The organism is Moritella sp. JT01, from assembly GCF_001574435.1.
Classification (GTDB): domain Bacteria; phylum Pseudomonadota; class Gammaproteobacteria; order Enterobacterales; family Moritellaceae; genus Moritella.
The window spans coordinates 295,022-319,966 of the sequence record NZ_LOCN01000001.1 but is presented as its reverse complement, the minus strand read 5'-3'; the positions used below and the strand labels follow the sequence as shown (position 1 = coordinate 319,966).

The 24,945-nt window shown below is 40.9% G+C and carries 21 protein-coding genes and 9 tRNA genes; 3 read left to right on the top strand and 27 right to left on the bottom strand.

The window, feature by feature from the left end:
• Position 1: 1 nt before the first annotated feature.
• The 23 genes from fliL to uvrY form a co-directional block, all read right to left on the bottom strand.
• On the bottom strand, positions 2-511 hold the full coding sequence (gene fliL / locus AKG98_RS01420) for a flagellar basal body-associated protein FliL (protein WP_067040232.1): 510 nt from the start codon (positions 509-511) through the stop codon (positions 2-4).
• 54 nt (positions 512-565) lie between these two features.
• A complete protein-coding gene (locus tag AKG98_RS01415; RefSeq protein ID WP_067040229.1) occupies positions 566-2,155 on the bottom strand; it encodes a flagellar hook-length control protein FliK in 1,590 nt (529 codons plus the stop codon).
• A 120-nt stretch (positions 2,156-2,275) separates the two neighbouring features.
• The gene (gene fliJ / locus AKG98_RS01410; protein WP_067040226.1) at positions 2,276-2,722 is read right to left on the bottom strand and encodes a flagellar export protein FliJ; all 447 of its coding nucleotides are present in this window, start codon (positions 2,720-2,722) and stop codon (positions 2,276-2,278) included.
• 18 nt (positions 2,723-2,740) lie between these two features.
• Positions 2,741-4,078 carry a flagellar protein export ATPase FliI gene (gene fliI, locus AKG98_RS01405; protein ID WP_067040223.1) on the bottom strand — a complete coding sequence of 446 codons (1,338 nt, stop codon included), beginning with the start codon at positions 4,076-4,078 and terminating at the stop codon, positions 2,741-2,743.
• A complete protein-coding gene (locus AKG98_RS01400; protein WP_067040220.1) occupies positions 4,078-4,881 on the bottom strand; it encodes a flagellar assembly protein FliH in 804 nt (267 codons plus the stop codon). Before AKG98_RS01400 ends, fliI begins: the two co-directional genes overlap by 1 nt.
• A 27-nt stretch (positions 4,882-4,908) precedes the next feature.
• Complete coding sequence (fliG, locus tag AKG98_RS01395) at positions 4,909-5,952, bottom strand: flagellar motor switch protein FliG (protein ID WP_067040217.1); 1,044 nt, start codon at positions 5,950-5,952, stop codon at positions 4,909-4,911.
• A complete protein-coding gene (gene fliF / locus AKG98_RS01390; RefSeq protein WP_067040214.1) occupies positions 5,945-7,654 on the bottom strand; it encodes a flagellar basal-body MS-ring/collar protein FliF in 1,710 nt (569 codons plus the stop codon). The genes fliG and fliF overlap by 8 nt, the downstream gene beginning before the upstream one ends.
• A gap of 22 nt (positions 7,655-7,676) precedes the next feature.
• On the bottom strand, positions 7,677-8,006 hold the full coding sequence (gene fliE, locus AKG98_RS01385) for a flagellar hook-basal body complex protein FliE (RefSeq protein ID WP_067040211.1): 330 nt from the start codon (positions 8,004-8,006) through the stop codon (positions 7,677-7,679).
• Between the two features lie 121 nt (positions 8,007-8,127).
• Positions 8,128-9,519, bottom strand: coding sequence for a sigma-54 dependent transcriptional regulator (locus AKG98_RS01380; protein ID WP_067040721.1), 1,392 nt, complete (start codon positions 9,517-9,519; stop codon positions 8,128-8,130).
• Positions 9,520-9,523: 4 nt separating this feature from the next.
• Positions 9,524-10,579, bottom strand: coding sequence for a PAS domain-containing sensor histidine kinase (locus AKG98_RS01375; protein WP_067040207.1), 1,056 nt, complete (start codon positions 10,577-10,579; stop codon positions 9,524-9,526).
• A 164-nt stretch (positions 10,580-10,743) separates the two neighbouring features.
• Positions 10,744-12,210, bottom strand: coding sequence for a sigma-54 dependent transcriptional regulator (locus tag AKG98_RS01370; RefSeq protein WP_067040204.1), 1,467 nt, complete (start codon positions 12,208-12,210; stop codon positions 10,744-10,746).
• Between the two features lie 272 nt (positions 12,211-12,482).
• Positions 12,483-13,397 (bottom strand): protein translocase subunit SecF, encoded by a 915-nt coding sequence (secF, locus tag AKG98_RS01365; RefSeq protein ID WP_067040201.1) that lies wholly within the window; start codon positions 13,395-13,397, stop codon positions 12,483-12,485.
• A 5-nt stretch (positions 13,398-13,402) separates the two neighbouring features.
• Complete coding sequence (gene secD, locus AKG98_RS01360; protein WP_067040198.1) at positions 13,403-15,241, bottom strand: protein translocase subunit SecD; 1,839 nt, start codon at positions 15,239-15,241, stop codon at positions 13,403-13,405.
• A gap of 223 nt (positions 15,242-15,464) precedes the next feature.
• Positions 15,465-15,923, bottom strand: a complete 459-nt coding sequence (locus AKG98_RS01355) for a hypothetical protein (RefSeq protein WP_067040195.1) — start codon at positions 15,921-15,923, stop codon at positions 15,465-15,467.
• Between the two features lie 138 nt (positions 15,924-16,061).
• Positions 16,062-16,147, bottom strand: a tRNA-Leu gene (locus AKG98_RS01350).
• Positions 16,148-16,476: 329 nt separating this feature from the next.
• Positions 16,477-16,562, bottom strand: a tRNA-Leu gene (locus tag AKG98_RS01345).
• 67 nt (positions 16,563-16,629) lie between these two features.
• A tRNA-Cys gene (locus AKG98_RS01340) sits at positions 16,630-16,703 on the bottom strand.
• An 88-nt stretch (positions 16,704-16,791) separates the two neighbouring features.
• A tRNA-Leu gene (locus tag AKG98_RS01335) sits at positions 16,792-16,877 on the bottom strand.
• Between the two features lie 67 nt (positions 16,878-16,944).
• A tRNA-Cys gene (locus tag AKG98_RS01330) sits at positions 16,945-17,018 on the bottom strand.
• 51 nt (positions 17,019-17,069) lie between these two features.
• Positions 17,070-17,155, bottom strand: a tRNA-Leu gene (locus AKG98_RS01325).
• 230 nt (positions 17,156-17,385) lie between these two features.
• Positions 17,386-17,964 (bottom strand): CDP-diacylglycerol--glycerol-3-phosphate 3-phosphatidyltransferase, encoded by a 579-nt coding sequence (pgsA, locus tag AKG98_RS01320; protein WP_067040192.1) that lies wholly within the window; start codon positions 17,962-17,964, stop codon positions 17,386-17,388.
• 49 nt (positions 17,965-18,013) lie between these two features.
• Positions 18,014-19,891 (bottom strand): excinuclease ABC subunit UvrC, encoded by a 1,878-nt coding sequence (gene uvrC, locus AKG98_RS01315; protein WP_067040188.1) that lies wholly within the window; start codon positions 19,889-19,891, stop codon positions 18,014-18,016.
• Between the two features lie 35 nt (positions 19,892-19,926).
• Complete coding sequence (uvrY, locus tag AKG98_RS01310; RefSeq protein ID WP_067040185.1) at positions 19,927-20,571, bottom strand: UvrY/SirA/GacA family response regulator transcription factor; 645 nt, start codon at positions 20,569-20,571, stop codon at positions 19,927-19,929.
• 374 nt (positions 20,572-20,945) lie between these two features.
• Here uvrY and AKG98_RS21780 point away from each other — a divergent pair, with 374 nt between their 5' ends.
• Positions 20,946-21,107: an oxidoreductase-like domain-containing protein gene (locus AKG98_RS21780; protein ID WP_083543850.1), complete on the top strand. Its 162-nt coding sequence runs from the start codon at positions 20,946-20,948 to the stop codon at positions 21,105-21,107.
• A 75-nt stretch (positions 21,108-21,182) separates the two neighbouring features.
• Here the strand turns inward: AKG98_RS21780 and AKG98_RS01305 are convergent.
• The 3 genes from AKG98_RS01305 to AKG98_RS01295 all read right to left on the bottom strand — a co-directional run bounded on the left by AKG98_RS01305 (position 21,183) and on the right by AKG98_RS01295 (position 22,050).
• Positions 21,183-21,273: transfer RNA gene (locus AKG98_RS01305), tRNA-Ser, on the bottom strand.
• 284 nt (positions 21,274-21,557) lie between these two features.
• A tRNA-Ser gene (locus tag AKG98_RS01300) sits at positions 21,558-21,648 on the bottom strand.
• Between the two features lie 311 nt (positions 21,649-21,959).
• Positions 21,960-22,050 (bottom strand) — tRNA-Ser (locus AKG98_RS01295).
• 193 nt (positions 22,051-22,243) lie between these two features.
• On the opposite strand from AKG98_RS01295, the gene AKG98_RS01290 reads away from it, so the two are divergent.
• Entirely contained in the window at positions 22,244-22,906 is a 663-nt protein-coding gene (locus AKG98_RS01290) for a Bax inhibitor-1/YccA family protein (protein WP_067040182.1), read from the top strand.
• 185 nt (positions 22,907-23,091) lie between these two features.
• Positions 23,092-23,421, top strand: a complete 330-nt coding sequence (locus AKG98_RS01285) for a TusE/DsrC/DsvC family sulfur relay protein (protein ID WP_067040179.1) — start codon at positions 23,092-23,094, stop codon at positions 23,419-23,421.
• A 130-nt stretch (positions 23,422-23,551) separates the two neighbouring features.
• On the opposite strand, the gene serS is transcribed toward AKG98_RS01285, so the two are convergent.
• Positions 23,552-24,838, bottom strand: a complete 1,287-nt coding sequence (serS, locus tag AKG98_RS01280; protein ID WP_067040176.1) for a serine--tRNA ligase — start codon at positions 24,836-24,838, stop codon at positions 23,552-23,554.
• Between the last annotated feature and the right edge of the window lie 107 nt (positions 24,839-24,945).

Sequence of the window (24,945 nt, the reverse complement as noted above, 5' to 3'; positions counted from 1 at the left end):
CCTACTGCATTACAAAACCAGAAAATAGGATCTTTTCAACAACCCTTTTTCCAGTATATTTAATCAAAATTTCATGCACACTCAGCAATGAATCTGAACGCAATAATTCTTTGCCTTCATATGTAGCGAGCTGCTGCTCTGTGGTTGCGCTAAAAACTTGCAACAAGGTACTTTCAATTAAAGGGACATTGGTTTTCGCTAATTTTTGATTGTCACTACCGCGTACCATTAATTGAACTTTAATCTGCACTAAGCGTTCGCGTTTTAATCCTATAATATTAAAAACAAAAGGACGTGGCATAGCAACATAATATGCCGTTTCAGTTACACTTCTATCGACACTTTCAGTCACAGGTTCTGCGCTATCGGTAGTGTCTCTATCATCCCCACTTAAAAAGAAAAACGCCGCGCCAGCCCCTGCAAGCGTTAATATTAAAATCACCGCAATAATAATGATTTTTTTATTACCTTTACTTTTATCATCTATTTTCAAATCGTTGTCGTCGGCCATTATCGTCCTTAAATCGAATCTTATATTACGCTAAATAAATGCTAATTAAACTGTTTAGGCGTAAAAGTCTACCCCTTTAGCCGAGTCTTGCCAATACTGAGTAGTAACAGGGACTTCAGTCTGTGAATCTATCGTATAATTCGCTTCGTTATTGCTATTTTTTTGTCCGTTTTCTTGTCTTGACTGTTGAAATGCAGATTGCTGCTGCCCATTGTCGGCTTGCACTTGCGTCTCACCCAGTGTCATGCCCTGTTGCTGTAACATTTCTCGTAATCTCGGCATTTGTTGTTCAAGTAAATCGCGGCTTTGATTATTCTGCGCTTGAATTGTCACATGTATTTGATCGTTTTGCACAACCAATTTGATATTCATACTACCTAATTCTGCCGGGTCTAAGCGGATTGTCGCTGTTTGTAATTCTTTACCCGCCATAATAGCGATTTTTTCATTTAATTCAGAGGTCGCGAGATTGTTATTAAGATTAACCCGTTTCTCTAATACTTGTTGTTCCGCGTCCGTTAATACTGGTGTCTTTACCAAGGTACGAGTGGTTTGGTCTAACGGCTCTTGCTTACGTGCTGATTCCATAATTTGCGCAAAATCTAATTGCTCAATGGGTTCAGGCGATGTCATATCCAGCTGTTCTAGTGCTGAATTACTCTCTGTTACTGCACTGCTGATCCCTGCGGCCATGCCATTAGCTTGACCAACAGGTTTATTTTTCGCCAACCCTGTTTCGCCAAAACCAGTGGCTAAGTTTACCTTCCCAGCGCCACCTAAGAGTTCAGGATCAAGTGTGCCATCATCATTAATTGAATCGCCCGTAGCTAATAAATCGCCTTGCGTAAATCGAGGATTATTATCAGTAAGGCCAGCGACTGTCGACATACCGACTAACGTTGACGCTGTGATCGTATCTGTTGAATCTATTGAATCTATTGAATCTATTGAATCTATTGAATCTGTTGAATCTGTTAGAGCTGTTAGCTCTGTAGATAACGCGCTCATTTGCAATACTTGTGTCAGCTCATTATTACTAACATCCGTCGTACCTGCCACACGACTATCTGGCGTGGATAAGTCAGTCATACTAACGGGGGCTGATGAGGCAATATTCGCCCCCTTTGCTTGTAAAGGCAATTCATTACCGTTAGCTTTACCCTGAATATATGCCCCTGCGTCACTCGCAGCATTACTTTGCAACAGCATAGATGATTGATCGAGACGCGCCAAAAAGTCATCGCTACTTTCATTTTTAAGCAAGCTGTCATCTTGGCTTATTACATTTAAGTCATCGCCAGCTATCGCTTCAACCTCATTAGTCTTAGCTATCCGCCCTGCGATAAAACCATCATCGATACTCGCGTCAGAACCAGGCTCAGCACTAAGTAAAGAGCTCTCAGCCGCACTCTCCACCGTTATATTATCAGCGCTATCAATGGCTGTTTGTCCGACGATAGCATCTGTTTTATTATTGCTACTAAAGATAGAAAATAGCTTAGAAAAGCTACTTTCAGGCGTACTCGACTCCCCATCACTCGCCATATTTTCAGCTGTATCGCCTTTGACATTAAGCGCTTGCGATTTATTATTCGCCGCCTGTGTATCAGTCATCGCTGTTGATTTATGTAGAGAGAAAGTCATAGTTCAAGCCTAAATGTCATCAATAAAAAGTTATAGCGAAATAAATGCAAAATTCACGCCAAATTACTATTAATAATGATGGTAAAATATGAATCGCTAAATATGGCTAGATTAATCGTATTATCGGTTATTTTTACGCTTGAAATATTGGAAGTTAGAAAATTCATCAAGATCTTTTTGCTCGCGTCGTTGTTCGACAAGCTGTGCAGCGACTTTGCGTTTATCTAATAATAAACCCAGCGCATCACGCTTCTTACGAATTTCCATCCAATCCGCATGCTTATTATTGACTGTTTGTTTGATATTATCGAGTGCTTGTTTCTGCTCAAATTCAGCTAATTCTAGTTTTTTCATAAAGTTATGATAATGCGCATAACTACTACCTGAGATACCTTCTTCCCCACGTTCAGTGAATTGCTGTAAATATTGTTTACGATAATCACTTAATTGCTGCATTTGACTATGGTAACGCTCAGCATCTTGTTGGATCAGCGCATAAGCTCTCGCGGCGTGTTTTTCTTGTTCTTCAAATTGCTGATAGACTCGTTGTAGCGCTGTATTAGACATTATATTGACACTGTTTCATTATGAGGTTGCCACGCCGAGATGCGGCGCGATAGCAGCAAGCATTTCTTCACATTGCGAGAACGGAATAACTTCTTTCATGCCTTGCTGTAAGAATTGGTCCATTGCTGGTTTTAAACGAATGGCGCGATCAATTTTAGCATCGGCACCTTGACTATAAGCACCAATAGCAACCAGATCTTTGTTCTGCTGATATAGCGAGTAAGCTTGCTTGAATCCACGAGCGGCGGCTTGATGGAAATCAGTTGTGACCATTGGCATAACTCGGCTAATCGACTTTTCAATATCAATCGCAGGATAGTGTCCAGCATCCGTTAACTCTCGTGACAATACGATATGACCATCAAGAATTGCGCGTGATGCATCGGCAATGGGATCTTGTAAATCATCACCTTCGGTTAATACGGTAAAGAATGCGGTAATCGAGCCCTGCTCCTCACTGCCATTACCAGCACGCTCCACCAACTGCGGTAATTTTGCAAATACTGATGGCGGATAACCTTTCGTTGCAGGAGGCTCTCCCACCGCGAGAGCAATTTCACGCTGCGCTTGTGCAAAACGGGTTAATGAATCCATTAACAGCAATACATTCAAGCCTTGGTCACGGAAGTATTCTGCTATCGCTAATGATGTTTCGCAACCTTTTAGGCGCATCAGTGGTGATGAATCTGCAGGCGCAGCAACAACAACAGAGCGCGCAAGCCCTTCTTCACCGAGGATCTCTTCAATAAATTCTTTTACTTCACGGCCACGCTCACCAATTAAACCGACAACCACAACGTCAGCGGTCGAACCACGCGTCATCATACCTAACAACACACTCTTACCGACACCAGAACCAGCGAAAAGCCCCATACGCTGACCTTGACCTACGGTGAGCATGGCATTAATGGCTTTAACGCCGACATCAAGTGGTTGTGATATTTTTTTACGCGCCAACGGATTAATACGCTTGGCCGTAAAAGACGTAGTTTGTCCAGTAATGATCTCGCCTTTACCATCAATCGGTTTACCGACACCATCTAATACCCTACCAAGTAGTTCCATACCAACCGGAATACCTTGGGTTTCATTGAGTGGTGTTACTTTTGCGCCGGGAATAATACCAGTGACCTGTTCACTGGGCATTAAGAATAACTTATCACCATCAAAACCGACAACCTCGGCATCCATCAAACTATTATCGGTTTCGACAGAACACAAACTGCCAATCGCAGCCCGGCAACCAACGGCTTCGAGTGTCAAGCCGACGACACGCGTCAGCTTACCGGCGACAGTGGGTTTACTCGCCAATGAGTCGGTTTTTAGTTGTTGTAAACGAGTCAGTAATTCCGTCATTATGCACCCGGTTTATTAGCAATAAGGAACTGACGCATCATCTGTTTTATACGCTGTTCCATTAACAGTTCGACCGAAGATACCTCGTTATTGATAACCAGATCACCTTGTTTCATCATCGGCTCTGAAATTAATACCCAATCACGCTTTACGCACTCTTCAACCGAATAGTATTCATTAATCACCGCTAAATCATCAGGATGTAATGTAATGGTAATTTTTTGTTCAAGCACAGGTAAAGCATCCAACGCGAGCTTTAATGTCTGTAGTAATATATCGTGATTAAACGTCACTTCGGTTTTAATTAATTCTTCTGCTAAGCCTGTTGCTACGCGAATTAATTCGTTTTCAACTTCGCTATTTACCGCGGCAAGAGGTGTATGCATTTGCGTTTGCAATTGCTCCCAAGCCGCCGCTTTATCAACAATTTGTTGCTGACCATCAGCTAAGCCTTGCGCTAGACCTTGCGCCAAACCTTCCGTTTCACCTTGGCTAAGACCTTCAGCGGTACCGCTCGTAAATCCATCTTGATAGCCCTGCTCTTTCCCTTCATTGTAACCGTCGTCATACGCCGCTTGGCGTATCGCATCAAGTTCTTCGGCCGTCATTGGCTGAGGTTCAACTTCTTCAACCTGTTCACCTGGCGCAAGCTTACCTTCATACCAATCGGATTTCATACCAAGCGCATTAGTATTCAGTGCGGCAGCTTGCGTATTTTCAAAGTCCGGTAAATACCAATCTTCAATTTGATGTTCACCACTACTATCAAGCGGTGCGAACGTTGGCTTCAAAGACTCAGTCATGATAATTTACCATTAATAATCATGTTATTATAAGAAATCATCACCACCACCTCCACCCAGCATAATTTCACCACTATCCGCTAAGCGACGCGCGATTGATAAGATCTCTTTCTGCGCAGATTCCACTTCGCTAACACGAATTGGTCCCATCGCTTCCAGATCATCTTCCAGAATTTCAACTTGACGTTTCGACATATTCTTAAAGATCTTATCTTTAAGCTGATCGTCAGCACCTTTAAGTGCTTTTTGTAATTGCTCTTGTGCCACTTCACGCAGTAATGCTTGAATACCACGGTCATCCACATCAATCAGATTTTCAAACACAAACATAAGGTCTTGGATCTGCTGACTGATCTCTTCGTCAGACTCACGAATAGCATCCATTAATTGGCCTTCGATATTGGTATCGAGGTAATTCATAATATTGGCGGCCGCTTTCAGGCCACCCATCTTCGCGGCTTGAGCGCCAGATTGACCAGCAAACTGTTTCTCCATGATCTCGTTTAATTCATGCAGTGCGGCTGGCTGTACTTCTTCTAAATTAGCAATACGCATCATTAAATCGATACGTACTTTATCTGGGAACTGCGATAAAATTTCAGCTGACTGCTCTGGTTCTAAATAAGATAATACAATAGTTTGGATCTGCGGATGCTCATTATGGATAATACTAGCCACCTGACGTGCATCCATCCATTTCAATGAATCGAGACCTTTAGCGCCACTACCCATGATAATTTGATCAACCAGATTACCGGCTTTGTCAGCACCCAGCGCAGCTGTTAATGCATTTCGAACGAAGTCTTCACTGCCCACGCCAATATTAGTGAACTTTTGAATGTCATCAATGAACGCACGGTGTACACCTGCTACTTTAACCTGAGAAAAATCTTTCATTGATGCCATTGCCATACCAAGGCGCTGTACTTGTTTCGGCTCTAGCTGGCGAAAAATAGTGGCAGCATCGGCTTCATTTAAACTCAACATTAGGATCGCAGAGCGCTCAATACCTGTTAAGGTCGTTGCATCAAACTTTGGCGTTGTGGCTACTTGTTTATTAGAATCAGGCATCTTCTATCATCCATTCTTTAATTACTAATGCAGTTAAGTCAGGTTCGTTAGCAACCAGTGCACGAACCGCTTCGAGCAAGTCTTCATCTTTGTGTAAGTTAGGTAACTGTAAATGACCACTGCGCATTGCAAAGTCGGTATCAACATCGGTATCGGCAGTAAGCAATTGCATATCTTCGTCATTTTCAATCGCACTGATACCTAAGTCTAAATCTTCTAGTTTTTCTTCAGGTTCATTGTTAATTAAGCGTTTAATCATAGGACGAATAATGGCCATGATTAATATCACAATCACGATTAGGCTAGCTGCAATACGTACGGCACGCCAAAACCATTCTTCTTCCCAAATTGGAAGTTCAGCCATCGCAGCCAATTCAGGACGATGAAATGGGATTGAAACAACCTCAAGAACATCACCTCGGTTAACATTAAAGCCCACACCACCTTGTAAGACACGACGAATATTGGCGAGTTCAGCTTGACTACGAGGTTCTCTCACCAATGTTCCATCTGCACCCGTACTATTAATGTAATCTATCGCAACAGACACACTTAAGCGCTGAATAATACCAGTTTGTGATTTAGTGTGACTGATCGTTGTATCAAGTTCATAATTTCGCGTTGATTCTTTTTGAGATTGGCCAATAGGACGAGCAGCGACATTGTCTCCAGCGGCCTCTTCAGGTATATCCGCGTCTAATGGTGGTTGATTGGTTAATGCACCCGGAATACCTTGACTAGCATTACCGATCGATTGACGCTCCAATAACATTTCACTGCGTATTGCAGGTAAATCGGGATTAAAACGTTTTTGTGTTTGCTCTGTCACACTAAAGTCCATTGATACATCAACTTCAGCGGTATAATTACTGACACCTAAGATAGGGATAAGTATAGAATCTATTTTTTCTCGGTACTCACGTTCATGATTTTTTACCATTTCAAATTCACGTCGGCCTTTTACTGCCATCATGTCTTGACTGCCCGAGTTCAATAAACGGCCATTTTGATCAGTCAAGGTCACGCGGGTTGGCTCTAAGCCTTGAACAGCAGAAGCAACCAATTGCACCATAGCATCAATATTTTCTTGTGAGATTGCGCTGCTGTTACGTACCGTCAATACGACTGTTGCGCTGGGTTTCTTATCACGCTTAGCAAACACATTCTCTTTTGGGATTGCTAATAATACTTGTGCCTTTGATACATGTTTAAATTCTGTTAATGCCCGTGATATTTGACGTTCACGACCCAGTTTTAAACGTTCTTGTTCGACACGCTGACTGACACCAAAGCCCATATCTTTCATCAAAATATCGTCACCTTGTAATTCAGCAGTGACGAGTCCTGAACGACGTAATCGTAATTTAATGTCTTGATACTGCTCAGCAGGAACAGAGACCGTATCACCATTAATTTTATATTCTATTTTCTGTTGGTCTAAAAATTCGAGGGTTTCAATGAGTTCAGCTGTTTGATACATGCCTAAAGGACGCATTTCAGGATCTTTTCCCCAGAGTAAAATAAATACCACTAAGGTTAACGAGATCGCTAATGCTAAGATTAGAATGATTTGACGTAAGATATCGGCATTAGTAAAAAAACCAAATGCTGAGCTTTTTTGCTCATTCTCATCTAATTGCGCTAAATCATTACCCATATCGTCATTACTTACGATACCTGTATTTGAAGCTATGTCAGCCACAGAGTTACTCCTTTACCCGAGATTAAACAGGCATACTCATTATTTCTTTATAAGATTCGATCAATTTGTTACGAACCTGTACCGTAGCATCGAATGCTATCCCCGATTTTTGCGATGCTATCATAACATCACTTAGGGACACACTGCGATCACCTTGATCGAAACGGGTGCGTAAATCGCCAGTATTTTGCTGTAATCCGTTCACACTATCCATTGCTTGCTGCAACATATCACCAAAATTGGCTGATGTTGTGGTTGGCACTTTTATCGCGGTAGGATCTGCTTCAAATTTAGTCGCCTGTAACGACATGCTTTGCATTTCAGAGTAAAGATTATTGGCTGCGATATTCATTGGTTATCCTCATTGTCATATTTTTGACCTACCTTGAATTTAGCAATTAACATGCCAACAAAAAAAGCCGTAATTTCAATTGATTACGGCCTTTTTTATAACGATTGTTTTTTATAAATAGTTATGCAGGGATTTCGATGCCTTGTTCTCGCATTTTTGCTAATTTATAGCGCAATGTACGTGGACTGATACCCAATGTCTCTGAAACGTTTTTACGCACGCCATTACAGCCGATCAACGTTTCCAAAATAATTTGATACTCTTGTTGACGTAATTCGTTACCTAAAGGCTCATTGGGTAAATTAATGCGGCGCATAGGGATTTCTGCTTTAATATTCAGCTTTGGCGCTTGACCAATCGGTACTATTACTTGTAAATCTGCGGCTGTAAAATCTTCTAAAATAAGATCTGCATCTTTTATTTTTCCATCAACCGCTAAAATCATCGCGCGTTGGATCACGTTGTCCAATTCACGTACATTACCCGGCCAATGATAAATCTGTAACTTCGCCTTCGCGCAGTTAAGTAACTCTAGTGTTGGAATATTATTTTGCTTACAGTGTGATTTTAATAAATGCTCTGCTATCGGTAAAATATCACCTTTACGCTCAGTTAACGGTAACCAAGCTAATGGGAATACATTTAAGCGATAATATAAATCTTCTCTGAAATCACCATTCGCGACAGCTTGTTTCATATTACGGTTACTGGTAGCAATGATGCGTATATTAAGTTTAATGGTTTTACGGCTACCTAAGCGCTCAACTTCACGCTCTTGCAATACCCGTAATAATTTAACTTGCAGCGATAAATCCATTTCCGAGATTTCATCCAGTAAAATGGTACCGTTTTGTGCTTGCTCAAATTTCCCTGGGCATGCTTGTATCGCGCCAGTAAATGCGCCTTTTTCATAACCAAACAGTGTTGCTTCTAACATATTATCTGGGATCGCCGCACAGTTAATCGCCACAAATGGACCGTCATAACGCAGCGAATTATCATGAATATAACGTGATAGCACTTCTTTACCCGTTCCACTTGGGCCTGTCACCATGACGGTTGCATCTGATTTGGCCACTTTACGCGCCAAACTTAATAGTTGCTCTGTTTTCTCATCACCGTAACAAGGTGTGCGCTTAGCTATTTTTTGTGGTGGTACATAACGACCAACCTGATTAATCAATACTTCTGGAGAGAAAGGTTTACCAATGTAGTCAACAGCACCATTACGCATTGCCGTTACCGCATCATCTACTTTGGCATAGGCCGTCATTAACAATACCGGTAAATCGGGGTATTTTTGTTTAATATTATGCAGTAAAGTTAATCCCGTCATGCCACCCATTTGGATATCACTCACGACCATATCATAGGGTTTTTTACCTAATGCAATCAGTGCGCTTTCACCGCTATCAACTTCATCGCATTCATAACCAGCCATTAATAAGGTATCAACCAAGGCTTCACGAAGACCTAAATCATCTTCAACTACAAGAATTTGAGAATGGGACATACTGTTATCCACCTATTACCATTGGTTGAGGTTCTGCTACGCGATGTAGCGGTACGATTATACTAAAACGACTGCCTTCACCGACAGTTGAGTCTAACTCTAAACTGCCATGGTGTGCTTTTACCACACTTTGTACAACGGCGAGGCCAAGACCCGTGCCCTGTGATTTGGTGGTAAAGAAAGGTTCTAAAATTTTTACTTGCATGAGTTTTGAGATCCCAGGACCATCATCAGATACCACAATTGCGACTTTGTCGTCACCGGATCGGACGGCAGAAATAGCGAGGTTAGCCCCTTGACCGCAAGCGTGTAATGCATTTTGTATCAAATTACCAATCGCGCTAGATAATGCATTGCGATTAGCTAAAATTAATAAATCGGGTTCGGGTAGTGTCACGTCCATGTTGCTACCAGTCTGCAACATCATAGCTTCGCTGCCCGCTTGCACTTGCACTAATAAGTTCTGCAGTGAAATCTCTTCAACCACTAAATCTTTGCCCGTGCGTGCAAATAGCAGCATGTCATTAACTTGGTTTTCCAAATCATTAAGCCGTTGAATCAGTTTACTTTGAAAACGTTTCTTTGATGCTGGCGGGAGATTCGGGTTAGCAAGATTAGAGCCGTATAATAATGCCGCTGATAATGGCGTGCGGATCTGGTGTGCTAATGACGCTACCATTCGTCCCAACGACGACAACTGTTTCATATGACTGACACGCTCTTGTAAATGACGTGTATACGTTAAGTCTGTCAACATGATTAACTGACCAGGTTGCGTGCCAAGTGTCGTGATCGAAAGTTGAACTTTACAGCCATTCTTTAATGATATTTCATGTCCGTCATCTTCTTTAGGGGTAAACGCACGTTGAATCACATCCATCCAACGTGAATCGATCAATGGCTCGCCAAGTAATTGCACGGCAACTTTATTGACTTCAATGACAATACCGTTGCCATCAAGAATAACCAACCCTGACGGCAATGCTTCTACTAACTTTTCACTACGATCTTTGTGCGCTCGTAGTTCTGCTAATTCGCCGGGATAAGATTCTTGTACCATGGTAGCACTCCGCTAAAAAATTGACTCACACCTAACAATGCATTTAGTGTGCCAACAATTCAAACAATGTAACCACCTGGTTTTAAACACAAAAAGCCCAACATTATGTTGAGCTTTCTCGTTTTTTATCAATGATAAGTAAATTTACGCTTGGTTACATTTATTTAAGCTTCTTTCTGTAATCCATACTTACGCATTTTTTCAACCAGTGTCGTTCTACGCATGCCAAGTTGATCCGCCGCTCTGGCGACAACGTGCGCTTGTTGATCGAGGGCTTGTTTGATCATGTCAATTTCGAATTCAGCCAGCATCTCTTTAAGATTCACACCCGTTTCAGGCAAACTATTTGGCATCGAGAAGAAACCATCTTCTTGTGATTCTTCTACATCGGCAAAAATATCATCATTAAACATAGCCGAAATAGCGTCACGCTCTGCTAATTCACTCGGTAATTCTGAACTCACAATCTGACTTTCACCATCATCGTTATAACGATATTTAGCAGGTAGCTCACCAATATCAACAATATTACCAGCCGTCATGATAAGTAAACGTTCGATCAAATTCGATAGCTCACGTACATTACCGGGCCATGAATGTTGCATTAACGATTCCATTGCCCGTTGCGTAAATAAGATTGTCGCATCATGCTCTGCTTCGTGTCGACGTAATAACTCTTGGATCAATAATGGGATATCATCTGGGCGCTCACGTAATGCAGGGCTTTCAATTGGAAATACATTTAAACGGTAATAGAGATCTTCACGGAATTCACCATCAAGGATCATTTTTTCTAAATTACGGTGTGTTGCCGCAATAATCCTGACATCAGCTTTAATTGCTTTACTGCCACCCACGCGTTCAAAAACACGTTCTTGTAAAACACGTAATAATTTCACTTGCATTGGCTGTGGCATATCACCGATTTCATCAAGAAATAAAGTACCACCACAGGCCAGTTCAAAACGTCCTTTACGGGCTGAAAACGCGCCGGTAAATGCACCTTTTTCATGACCGAATAATTCACTTTCTAATAATTCAGCCGGAATAGCACCACAGTTAATAGGGACAAATGGACCATTGTTACGTGATGATGCATCATGGATTGAACGGGCAATCACTTCTTTACCCGTGCCGGATTCACCCAACACTAAAACATTCGCGCTTTTTTTCGCCACTTGCGTGATCAAATGACGGACACTTTGGATCGCATCACCACGACCAACCAACTGCTTAATTAATGCTTTTGACGCGGATGCTGATTGTCCTAACTTACTCGCCACACATTGGCGATAAGATTGGCAACGTCCAAGTAAGAGTGTCAGTTGTTGATAAGATAAAGGCAGCTCGATATGACCAATTAAATTACCTTCCTCTGATGCAGTGCTTTGTACACCAAAAGTCAAAAACGGATTCATTGGGTTAGCATCAAGTAATGCAGATAATTCCTTTTCTGAGTAATTATCTGAAGAAACGATAACACTATTGGCAGCAAGATCGATCTTCGCATTAATATTGATATGGGAATCATAACTCTGCCAACTTTCACCAAGAAAGGACAAGATTGTTTCTAAATTTTTTCTGCGTTCAATATTCTCATCAATTACAAAAACTGACTCAGTAGTATCCATATTACAGCCTGCGCTAACCTTGCTTAAACTTAAAATAATTAAATCACTTTAACTACAGCTAAAGTGTGTCAAAAATTAACCTCCGCCAATTAATTGACATCGCTATAGTACACATTCCTAAATAAAGATGAAATAGTCGGATGAGTTAATTAGATATTAGGATAAAAATAGTCTGTGCTATATCACAATATCTACAGATAGATCCGCTGATCATAAATAAGCGCGGGGCTATTAGCCAAACCCACGCGCTTAAATTAGCAACAATCTGAAACTTACAAGCCTTCGCTAAATCGATCCTCTCGCTCAACAACCTGATAATGTTTGGCATTTAAGCCCCAACATTCAGGTAAAGTCGTCGCAACAGCAATCGATGACCATGTGCCGACAATTAAACCAATGAACATCGCAGTAGAGAATCCGTTCAAAGGTCCTCCGCCAAGTAACCATAATGCCGAAACTGTCATTAAGGTGGTACCCGATGTCACCATAGTGCGAGAGAACGTTGCCGCAATCGCTTCATTATTCACATCAGCTATCGCTAAGGTTGGCTTAAGAATAAGTAACTCGCGGATACGATCCCCAATAATAATAGAATCATTCAATGAATACCCAATAATCGCCAATATCGCCGCAAATACCGTCAGGTTAAACTCAAGTTGCAGCGCAGCAAATACCCCGAGTACAAATAACACATCGTGTATTAAGGCAAATAATGCACCCGACGCCAAACGCCATTCAAAACGATAGCTTAAATACGCCATGATACACAGCATAGACACTAAGAGTGCAAGACCACCTTGCTCCGCTAACTCTTGACCGATTTGAGAGCCAACAATACTGGTGTTTAATACTTGAATATTGGTTGCCAATGGCGCGAGTACCTGCGTAATATCCGGAATACTCATGCCTGCAGCAGGCTCAGCATAACGTAAGATCCAGCGGCCAAGTTCTCCCCCTTCAATCACACTGACATTTTGATTAAGTACTGACTGTAATAATGGTGAGATCTCACTCATTGTAATGCTTGGATCAAGCTGCACTTCGGTGATAACGCCACCAGTGAAGTCCAAGCCCCAGTTCAGTCCATTAATACTAATAAATGCAATTGCGATAAGCATAAAAACCACTGACATAGCACTACTGATATAACGTAATGTACTGTATTTATTTCTATTGTTTTTGTTCATATTCACTATACCTTCAAGTCATGACGAGTATCACGACCCCATAATTTATTAATTAATGCACGTGATACCAAGATGCCTGTAAACATACTGGTTAAGATACCTAAGCCCAGCGTTAAAGCGAATCCTTGCACAGGTCCCCGACCGACCGAATACAGTACAACCGCAATAATTAAGGTGGTGATATTGGCATCAACAATCGTAGCGAATGCACTATCAAAACCACGATCAATAGCTTGTGCAAAACTACGTCCTTCTCGTAATTTGTCTCGAATACGCTCAAACACCAGTACATTTGTATCGACGGCCATACCAACAGTAAGTACTAACCCTGCAATACCCGGTAGCGTTAAGACAGCACCAGGGATCAGAGCCAATAAACCAAATAAAATAATAATATTGGCAATGAGTGCGACATTCGCAACCCAGCCTAGGCGACGATACCACAGCGCCATAAATACCAAGGTTAAACCTAGCCCGAGCGCTAATGCTGAGAAGCCATTTTGAATATTCTCGGCCCCCAGTGAAGGACCTATCGTTCTTTCTTCAACAATCGTCACTGGTGCAGTTAACGACCCCGCACGTAGCAACAATGCAAGCTCTTTTGCATCAACCATACTACCTGCACCCGTGATTCTAAATTGACTGCCTAACTGGGCTTGAATGGTGGCGACACTAATAATGTTGCTAGTCTTTTTGGTAGAACCATCCGCGTTACGACTGTACTCGCTATAGAGCGTTGCCATCGGCTTGCCAATATTATGCTTGGTAAAGCTCGACATTTTTTTACCACCGGCGTTATCTAACGTAATATTAACTTCTGCTGCCCCCATTTCACCAACACTGGCTCGCGCATCAATAATGTGTTCACCACCTAATATGGCATCACGATCAATACGTATTGGCATCCCCTGATTATTATTCACGAGCATACTTCCATTGCTTGTGTTTTTAAGCTCATGAAAGGCAAGACTGGCTGTCGCGCCGATAACGTTTTTTGCCGTCGCAGGATCTTGCACACCGGGTAATTCAATACGGATACGATGCTCACCTTGGCGCTGAACCATCGCTTCAGTAATACCTAACTCTGCGATACGACTGCGCATTGTTTGTAAATTCTGCTGCACAGTTAGGTTAATGATGTCGGTCTTTTCAGCTTGTGGAATACTCACCTCAACCAATAACCCCGAACTCTGAGTTACTTTCCATTGTGGATAGCTGTTGTGCATTAATTTCAATAATGTGACTTTTTCTTCATTGGTGGGCAAGTTCAGTTGCAAACTATTATTATGATTAATGCTAATTCGAACACCTCGAAACCCTTCCTCACGAAAATCAGCCCGTAAGTTATCTACCAATTGCTGTGCTCTGATATTGAATACCGGTTCCATATCAACATCTAGCAAGAACTGCACACCGCCACGTAGATCCAAACCTAATTTTATCGGCTTTAGTCCCATACTCTGTAACCAAGACGGCGCGGCAGAAACGAGTGCTAAAGTAATGTCATCATTTGCAGGCAATATGGCTTCGAGTATCGCCTTAGCACGTGTTTGAGTGCTAGAGTCTGTTAACACTATCGTGGTTTTATCCATGTCTTGATCGATACGTGTTACCGCAATATTACTTTCTTCTAGTGTCTGCTTAAGCACGTGAATAGCAGGTTGTTGACCTTGTTTATGGTTAATTTGCAGTGCCGGATTTTCACCATATAAAGTAGGGATCGCACTTAATAGCATAATTAAGACAGTGCAGATTAGAACCACATACTTCCAACCTGCATAATGGTTTAATCGTTTACGTTGGGCTTTTGAATTTAATTTTTTTGTCATTTGATCGCTGTCCATCAATGCCCGTTTCTATATAAAAGGTATATATAGAAAATAGATATATAACGTTCTTACATAAAACGCAGGCATATTGGTGATTAACTTGCTTATAGAGCCTGACAAGAGCGTTATGAACGCGTTATGTTCAGTACTATTTCTAGTAATTATGTCTAGTGAAACTAGGATAGTTAAGCAGATAAATACAACAAAAAAGCAGTATGGTTAATACTTACATTTTTGTCTAAACAGAGGTAATAACAGCGGGGTATTGGCGGTGAGAATATAATAAATTACTGTCTTTCCAGCCCGATATTCGCGACTTAGAAAAAGATGTGCCGGTTAACCAGTATTGCTCGAAATTAATATTTACCGCATAGCCGATCACCAACGACGCTGATGGTGGAATCGATAATTCAATCTCTATCTGATAGTCCGGTTCGGGATTATTTAACCGTAAACGACCAGCACTGGTATAACGGGAGGTTTCCGTTAAAGCAAATTCATAAGCATGAGTTGGCGATGAGACAGGGGGTTGTTCTGATTCACCGACATCTTGGTAAGCAGTACCCGCTTCATTCGCATTTACAAGTAAAGAGGCTGGCGCTAATAACGGTGTTGATGGTATCGCTAATTCTGTGTATGTGTCAGCCTGAGCATTAAAGCCCATAACCATAACAAATAACAGAGTAAAATAGCGCATCAATCGAAGTAGCATAGAAGACAAATAATCATAAAGTATAATTACGTATCATAAGCACTTGGAATAGAAGAAACAAGAATTATTTTAAATGCCAGAAAGCAAAAAAGGCTTACCTAATGGTAAGCCTTTTTCTAAATTTGGTGCCCGAGGCCGGAATTGAACCGGCACGCCTATTAAGCGAGGGATTTTAAATCCCTTGTGTCTACCGATTTCACCACTCGGGCTGAGTGATAAACAATTAAGCTAGCTGCCTAACCGGATATGCGCTCACTTTACCGCATTCTAAATATGAGTCAATGAAAACCTTTATATATATATCAGATGGTTGAAAATAAATTCAATATGCTTATTATCACAACGATTTTACAATCGACAATTGTTTACAGTTCAATGTGGAATCGACTAACACCAAAAACTACAATACAAAACGTTATCCGAACAAGCCGACTTTGATTAAATCAGATAATTCCGAACAAAGGAAATCGCTGGTTTTAGTGCATAGGTAAATTTCAGGCATAAAAAAACCAGCTATAAGCTGGTTTTTTATAAAAGTTGGTGCCCGAGGCCGGAATTGAACCGGCACGCCTATTAAGCGAGGGATTTTAAATCCCTTGTGTCTACCGATTTCACCACTCGGGCACTGAATTTTTATAATTTATTGGTTCCAGTGCAGAACCAATAAACTTGCTCTTTCAAGCTTAAATCATGGAGGCGGGTCCCGAAGTCGAATCGAGGTCCACGGATTTGCAATCCGCTGCATAGCCACTCTGCCAACCCGCCATATCCTGCCATCACAACTTTCGTTGCTAATACAGGGTGCTAATTTTACATCTTAGCGAGATATACTATTTCTAGTATTTGTATTAATTGGTGCCCGAGGCCGGAATTGAACCGGCACGCCTATTAAGCGAGGGATTTTAAATCCCTTGTGTCTACCGATTTCACCACTCGGGCACTGAATTTTTATAATTTATTCGTTCCAGTGCAGAACCAACAAACTTGCTCTTTCAAGCTTAAATCATGGAGGCGGGTCCCGAAGTCGAATCGAGGTCCACGGATTTGCAATCCGCTGCATAGCCACTCTGCCAACCCGCCAAATATTTTATTTAAAGTATATGTTTAACGTTATATCTAACAAAAAGAAATTGGTGCCCGAGGCCGGAATTGAACCGGCACGCCTATTAAGCGAGGGATTTTAAATCCCTTGTGTCTACCGATTTCACCACTCGGGCACAGAATTCTTTTTACATATCATCTAAGCTGTTTTAATTAAACTGCTTTAGCCCCTATGTGCTGACGCATTCTACAGACCTAAAAGACAGAGTCAACACCCTTTTAATCGCATTGATTAAAACGCTTACGTTTCAACCTAACCGGTCTGTTTTTTAGCTAAAAAGGGGGTAATACCACCGAAATGGCGCGATACTCCAAAACAACCGATATCGCCGATAGAAATTATACTTTAATCATCACTCATTAACTCGCCCCACGCCGCAGAAAAGTACTGCACCATAGAAATAATCGTTAACACCATCGCGGCATAAAACACGATATAAGCAAGGTAAACCATCCAAGGGCCTTGTTGCCAAACGAAACCGCCTAACGCCATCATTTGAAGGCTTGTTTTCCATTTACCCGCATTACCGACAGCAACATTAGCACGTTTGCCCAAGTCCGCCATCCATTCTCGTAAGCCTGAAATAGCCAACTCTCGGCCAATCATGATGAGTGTTGGGATCATGATCCACAATGCACTGTGTTCGCCGACAGTCGCTGCGATACGGTCGTGATCACCCGCAACCATCACTAATGCAGTGATAACCATTATTTTATCTGCGACAGGATCAAGGAAAGCACCCAGTTTACTTGATACATCCCAACGTCGAGCTAAATAACCATCAAGGTAGTCAGTTGCACCTGCAACAAAAAAGATCCATGCAGCAATATAAAACGAATTTTCAATTGGTAAATAAAACGCGAGAACAAAAAAAGGAATTAAAATCACGCGAAACAAAGTTAAAATATTTGGTATGTTTTTCATTATTCTCATGCTTTTGAAATTGAAACATCCCTATAGTCCTATATCTTGCTTATTGATGCAATGAATCATAAATTTTTTCTGCTAAATCAATACTTATACCTGGTATTTTTGCTATTTCTTCCCTACTCGCACGACGTAATTGCTGTAATCCGCCCATAAATTTAAGTAATGCTTGGCGGCGCTTCGGTCCAACACCTGCAATATTTTCTAAAGGGCTGGTACGTTTAACTTTATTACGACGAGCGCGATGACCAGTAATCGCAAAACGGTGAGATTCATCACGAATATGTTGAACAAGATGCAACGCTGCTGAATCACTGGGTAAGTAGAATTCTATATCAGGTACATTATCCAACGCACCCGACAAGATTAACGTTTCTAAACCTGCTTTACGCGTCACGCCTTTAGCAATACCAATGATTTTGGGCCGTTTAACAGTAAAATTATCAGCGTATTGAGTTAGCACTTGCTCCGCCTGTGTCATTTGCCCTTTACCACCATCGATGAATAGAATATCAGGTATTTTGTCGACTTCAGTAACCTTCTTAAAGCGGCGTTCCAATACTTGTGCCATCGCGGCATAATCATCCCCGCCCGTGATCCCACTGATATTAAAGTGTCGATAATCTGCTTTATTGGGCCCATCTCGATTAAATACAACGCATGAAGCAACCGTCTGTTCACCGCCGGTATGACTAATGTCAAAACATTCCATACGTTGGATTTTACCATCAAATTTTAATACTTTTTCTAATTCTTTAAAACGATTAAGTACCGTGCTTTTCGTTGCTAGCTTTGTTGTTAAAGCCGTTTCAGCGTTAGTAAGCGCCAACCTTAAAAACTTAGATCTGTCCCCTCGTTTAGGGCTAGTTAGCTTTATTTTACGACCCGCAAGTTGACTTAAACTTGATTCAATCAAGTCATTATCTTCAGCAAGTTCCGTTAACAATATTTCCTTAGGGATCGCCTGTTCAGTCTCTTTATTCAAGTAATACTGTAATAAAAATGCCTGAATCACTTCACTCATTTCTGTATTTGCAGGCACTTTAGGAAAATAACTACGACTACCAAACACTTTACCCGAGCGTACGAATAACAAATGTACACAGGCGATACCATTTTTAAAGGCAAACCCGATAACGTCCATCTCACCTAAATCAGATATTACATACTGCTGCTCTTGAATCGTTCTTAATGCTTGTATCTGATCGCGATAGCGTGCCGCTTCTTCAAATGCTAACTGTTGACTGGCTTTCTCCATCTTAATCACTAATTCATTAATCACGTCAATATTTTTACCCTTCAAAAATAGTGCAGCCAGTTCAACTTGCTGTTGATATTCCTCAGGATTGTCCATTTTTACACAAGGGCCTAAGCACCGCTTAAGTTGGAATTGTAAACACGGACGTGAACGATTTTGATAATAGCTATCTTCACACTGACGCACAGGAAATAGCTTTTGCATTAAATGCAAACTTTCTCGTACAGCACTGCCACTTGGATAGGGACCAAAATATTGGCCTTTACGCTTATTTTTATTACGAATAGACGTTAATTGCGGATGCTTATGATCGGTTATCAAAATGTAAGGGTAAGACTTATCATCACGTAGTGAAACATTATAACGTGGCTGATAGCGTTTAATATAAGTATGCTCAAGCACTAACGCTTCGGTTTCAGAATGCGTAACGGTGACATCAATACTCGTAATATGGGTGACTAATACACGCGTTTTTTCACGATCGACGGTTTTTCTAAAATAACTGGTTAGGCGTTTATGTAGATCTTTCGCTTTACCGACATAAATAACCACATCTTTATGGTCATACATACGGTAAACACCGGGTTGGTGTGAAACGGTTTTCAAGAAATCTTGATGATTGAATTGTTCTTTTGAAGGCATAAAATAAAAGACGCCCGAAGGCATCTTTCTCAATTTAAATTAAGTAAGGTCATGCTTGATTATAGTGTATCTGCATCTAAGATACCGTGCCTGATCGCAAGGTGAGTCAGTTCTACGTCACCATTAATATTAAGCTTACTGAATAGGCGATAGCGATAAGCATTAACCGTCTTAGAGTTAAGGTGTAATTGTTCGGCAATATCGACCACTCGTTGCCCTTTCGTAATCATCATCATGATTTGTAATTCACGCTCTGACAGACTTTGGAAAGGGTTTTCATCTGCAGACGAAAATTGACTTAATGCCATCTGTTGTGCAATTTCAGGTGCAATATAACGCTGACCACTATGTACTTTACGAATTGCACTTAACACTTCGTCAGGTGCTGCACTTTTAGTTAAATAGCCTGCACCACCAGCTTGCATTACTTTGCTTGGGAATGGTTCTTCCGTGTGTATCGTTAATACGATAATTTTAATATCAGCATTGTTCCGTAAAATTTTGCGAGTAGCTTCTAATCCGCCAATACCTGGCATGTTCATATCCATCAAGATCACATCAGGTTGATTTTCTCGACAAAACTGAACGGCATCCTCTCCGCATGAAACTTCACCCACGACTTTAATACCACGTACATCTTCAAGAATTCGGCGAATCCCGGTACGGACTAATTCGTGATCATCGACAAGGAATACATTAATCAAAAGAATATCTCCGCATACACATAATTTCTAAAGAACATAATACATTAGATGGCCAAAAATAGGTTGTTATTTTTACGCTTAAGTTAACCATAGAAGCTAATATATTTATACAAAATAATAATATGGCATTATATATCAATAATTTAATAACTATATTACTTTAAAGCTAAAATGCGGTTCAGTTAGCAAAATAAACATAGTTACTAAAAAAACATGAAATATCAAGCTATGTATAAGGCCTTTATATATCTATATAAAGGCCTTATACATTTTTATTATTGATAATACAGCTTATTAATTAACCACCACTGATTTGATCAGTGCCATTGAAAATATGTTACATTTTGTCTATCGCTAGCGAAAAGGATAAATCAATGGAAAAACCGCAACCACAGTTAATAGAAAAACCCTACCCACCCGCAGATGATGATTGTTGTGGTGGTGGCGCTTGCTGCCCTTGTGTTTGGGATTATTACTACGAACAACGAAAACGATGGAATGCACAACGTGCCGCACAGCTTGAAGAAACTGAATAAATTAGAGAGATTAAATAATACCAAATAGCAAAAAGCCGGTACTCAAATAAATAAGTACCGGCTTCTCTATATAGATGGCGGAGGAGGAGAGATTTGAACTCTCGAGGAGCTATTAACCCCTGCTGGTTTTCAAGACCAGTGCATTCGGCCACTCTGCCACCCCTCCGCAGCAATGGAGCGTATAATAGAGATACAGCGTCCAGTTGTAAAGTAAAAAGACCAAACCTTCAAACTTCGCACAAAATAAAACCAACTTGATCAACTTCCTAGCGACAGCGTAAAGCAAGTGTTTAAAAAATATCAGATTCGATATGTTTATCCGAGAATAACGGTGGGAATAAACTACACTGAAGAATAATGGCAAAGAAGCAGTGGCGTGATGAAAGAAGAATAAGGCTTAAGATGCAAAAAAGGCGCTACCTTTTCAGATAGCGCCTTTCTCTATATAGATGGCGGAGGAGGAGAGATTTGAACTCTCGAGGAGCTATTAACCCCTGCTGGTTTTCAAGACCAGTGCATTCGGCCACTCTGCCACCCCTCCGCAGCAATGAACGTATAGTAGAGATATGATTGAGCGTTGTAAATATCTAGAAGCTAAAAAAACACGTCCAACGACCTGACCGTTTACTTTTCACTCGCTTCGCACTGTAATCCAACAAATAGAGTGTGCGAATTGATATGGATAAAGATAAATAAACGTTATGTTAACGAAACGACACAATATGCGAGTAAAGCAAGAAGTTCGGCTAAACCAAAATCGTGAGAATATTCACTGTCAAAATTAGATAGATGAGGGATGCTAAAATGCAAAAAAGGCGCTACCTTTTCAGATAGCGCCTTTCTCTATATAGATGGCGGAGGAGGAGAGATTTGAACTCTCGAGGAGCTATTAACCCCTGCTGGTTTTCAAGACCAGTGCATTCGGCCACTCTGCCACCCCTCCGCAGCAATGGAGCGTATAATACAGCGTTTTATCTAAAGATAAAGTGTTTTTGAAATTTAATCACATTTTTAAACAGAAAGGCTTGTTTTTAACTTATTTGGCTATAAATTAACTACATCGTCATATTATGTCGGAACTTTAGGGTATACTACTACTCTAACAAGCAGTGTTAATTATTTAAGGAAAAGACACAATGCAACAACGTACGATTCAGACTCAGTCGCAAGCAAGCGTACTCGCGACGAATAAGGTACTTAAAAATACCTATATGCTATTAGCGATGACGCTAGCGTTTTCAGCGTTAGTTGCTGGCGCAGTAGTTACATTAAACTTACCTTCTCCAGGTTTCATCATTACCCTAGTTGGTGTGTATGGTTTAATGTACCTAACAGAAAAGAACCGTAACAATTCAATGGGTATTCTATTTGTATTCTTGTTCACCGGTTTCTTAGGCTATACCGTTGGTCCATTAATTAACCGATACATAAGTGCCGGTATGGGTGACATTGTGGTAATGGCATTTGCTGGTACTGCATTTACGTTCTTTGCTCTGTCTGCCTATGTGTTAACAACAAAGAAGGATATGTCTTTCCTTAATGGCATGATGATGGCTGGTTTTGTGGTACTTATCGTGGCTATGATTGGTAACATCTTCTTACAAATTCCAGCGCTTAGCCTTGCAATCAGTGCAATGTTCATTCTGTTTTCATCGGCTGCGATCTTGATGCAAACAAGCTCAATCATTCATGGTGGTGAAACAAGCTACATCTCAGCGACTGTCACTATCTTTCTATCACTCTATAATATCTTTGTTAGCTTATTACAAATCTTAGGTATTATGAGTAGCGACGACTAATCTCGTTGTTAGTGAATAAAGTAAATATAACGCCGTATTAGTTAAGTCGCGTTAATTTAAATGCTACTCATGCAGAATTGATTTAAGTTATACTGCGGCATAAGAAATTAAGTTATATTGATACATAGTAAAAAGCCTCGTTTGACGAGGCTTTTTTGTTTTCCCTCTACGATTAGTTTATGCCTATGTTAATTATCAATGAACAAGAAATCGCAACCGACAAACTGGGTTATTTACTTAACTCTAGCGATTGGAGTGAAGCACTTGCGCCGATTATTGCTGAGCAAGAAGGTATCAGCCTTAGTCCCCCTCATTGGGAGGTCGTTCATTTCGTGCGTAATTTTTACCTTGAATACAATACCTCCCCTGCTATCCGCGCATTAGTGAAAGCAATGGCGAAGAAACTAGGTGCAGATAAAGGCAACAGTATCTATTTATATAAACTGTTCCCGAAAGGCCCTGCTAAGCAAGCAACTAAGATAGCGGGATTACCTAAACCGGCTAAATGTCTGTAGGCCTCTGATTAATCGCAAGTGCGACGTTAATGACCACAAAAAAAAGCCTCACTTAGCAATAACTAAGTGAGGCTTTTTATTAAGCTCATCATTCATAACCGAGTAGCAAAACTACCCGTCATTAAACTGATTAACCCATGTGTGTTAGGCCACCCATGTAGCCTTGTAATACTTCAGGCACTTCAACACGGCCATCTTCTAACTGATAGTTCTCTAGAATCGCAACTAACGTACGACCTACCGCTAAACCTGAACCGTTTAGTGTATGTAGTAGTACCGGCTTCTTATTGTCTTTAAGACGCGTACGCGCGTGTAGACGACGAGCTTGGAAATCTTCACAGTTTGATATTGAAGAGATTTCACGATACGTTTTCTGTGCTGGAACCCATACTTCTAGATCGTATGTTTTCGCTGCGCCAAAGCCCATATCACCCGTACACAATGTGACTACACGGTATGGTAAGTTAAGTTTGATTAAGATGTTTTCAGCGTGCTGACGCATCTCTTCAAGTGCTTCGTATGATTTTTCAGGGTGTGCTAATTGCACCATTTCTACTTTATCAAACTGATGTTGACGAATTAGACCACGTGTATCACGACCATAAGAACCCGCTTCACTACGGAAACAAGGCGTATGAGCAGTCAAACGTACTGGCAAATCAGCTTCGTCAGTAATGGTATCACGTGCCGTATTCGTCACAGGTACTTCAGCAGTAGGGATCAGGCTTAAACCTTGGCCTTCTTCTGTTGCTGGCTTAATGTGGAACAGATCTTCACCAAACTTTGGTAATTGACCCGTACCGTATAACGAATCAGTGTTAACAAGGTAAGGTACATATAATTCTGTATAACCATGTTCTTCAGTGTGCGTATCCAGCATGAACTGCGCGATAGCACGGTGCATACGGGCAATTTGGCCACGCATAACGATGAAACGTGAACCGGTAATTTTAACTGCGTTTTTAAAATCTAGACCGCCAAGCGCTTCGCCTACATCAACGTGATCTTTAATTTCAAAATCAAATTCTTTTGGTTGACCCCAACGCTTTAGCTCTACATTGTCATCTTCATCTTTACCTAGTGGTGCAGATGGATGTGGTAGGTTTGGCAGCGATAATGCAATTGCTTCGATTTGAGCTAATAACTCAGTAAGCTCTAATTTTGCCGCATCAAGTTCTTCACCTAATTTGCCAACTTCAGCTAATAGTGGCTGAATATCTTCACCACTTGCTTTTGCTTTACCAATGGATTTAGAACGTACGTTACGATCATTTTGTAATTGCTCTGTACGGATCTGTAATGCTTTACGCTGTTCTTCTAACGATTTAATCGTATCAACGTCTAGTTCAAAACCACGGCTTGCTAAACGCTGTTTAGCTTCTTCTAAGTCTGCGCGAAGAAATTTAGGATCTAACATTCTTTACCTACTCTGCTTGTTTAATTTAAACCTAAAAGCACGTTACTGGCTCTTAGATAGAAATATCTGTTGGTATTGTTTATACGTATTATTTTAACGTGATTTTA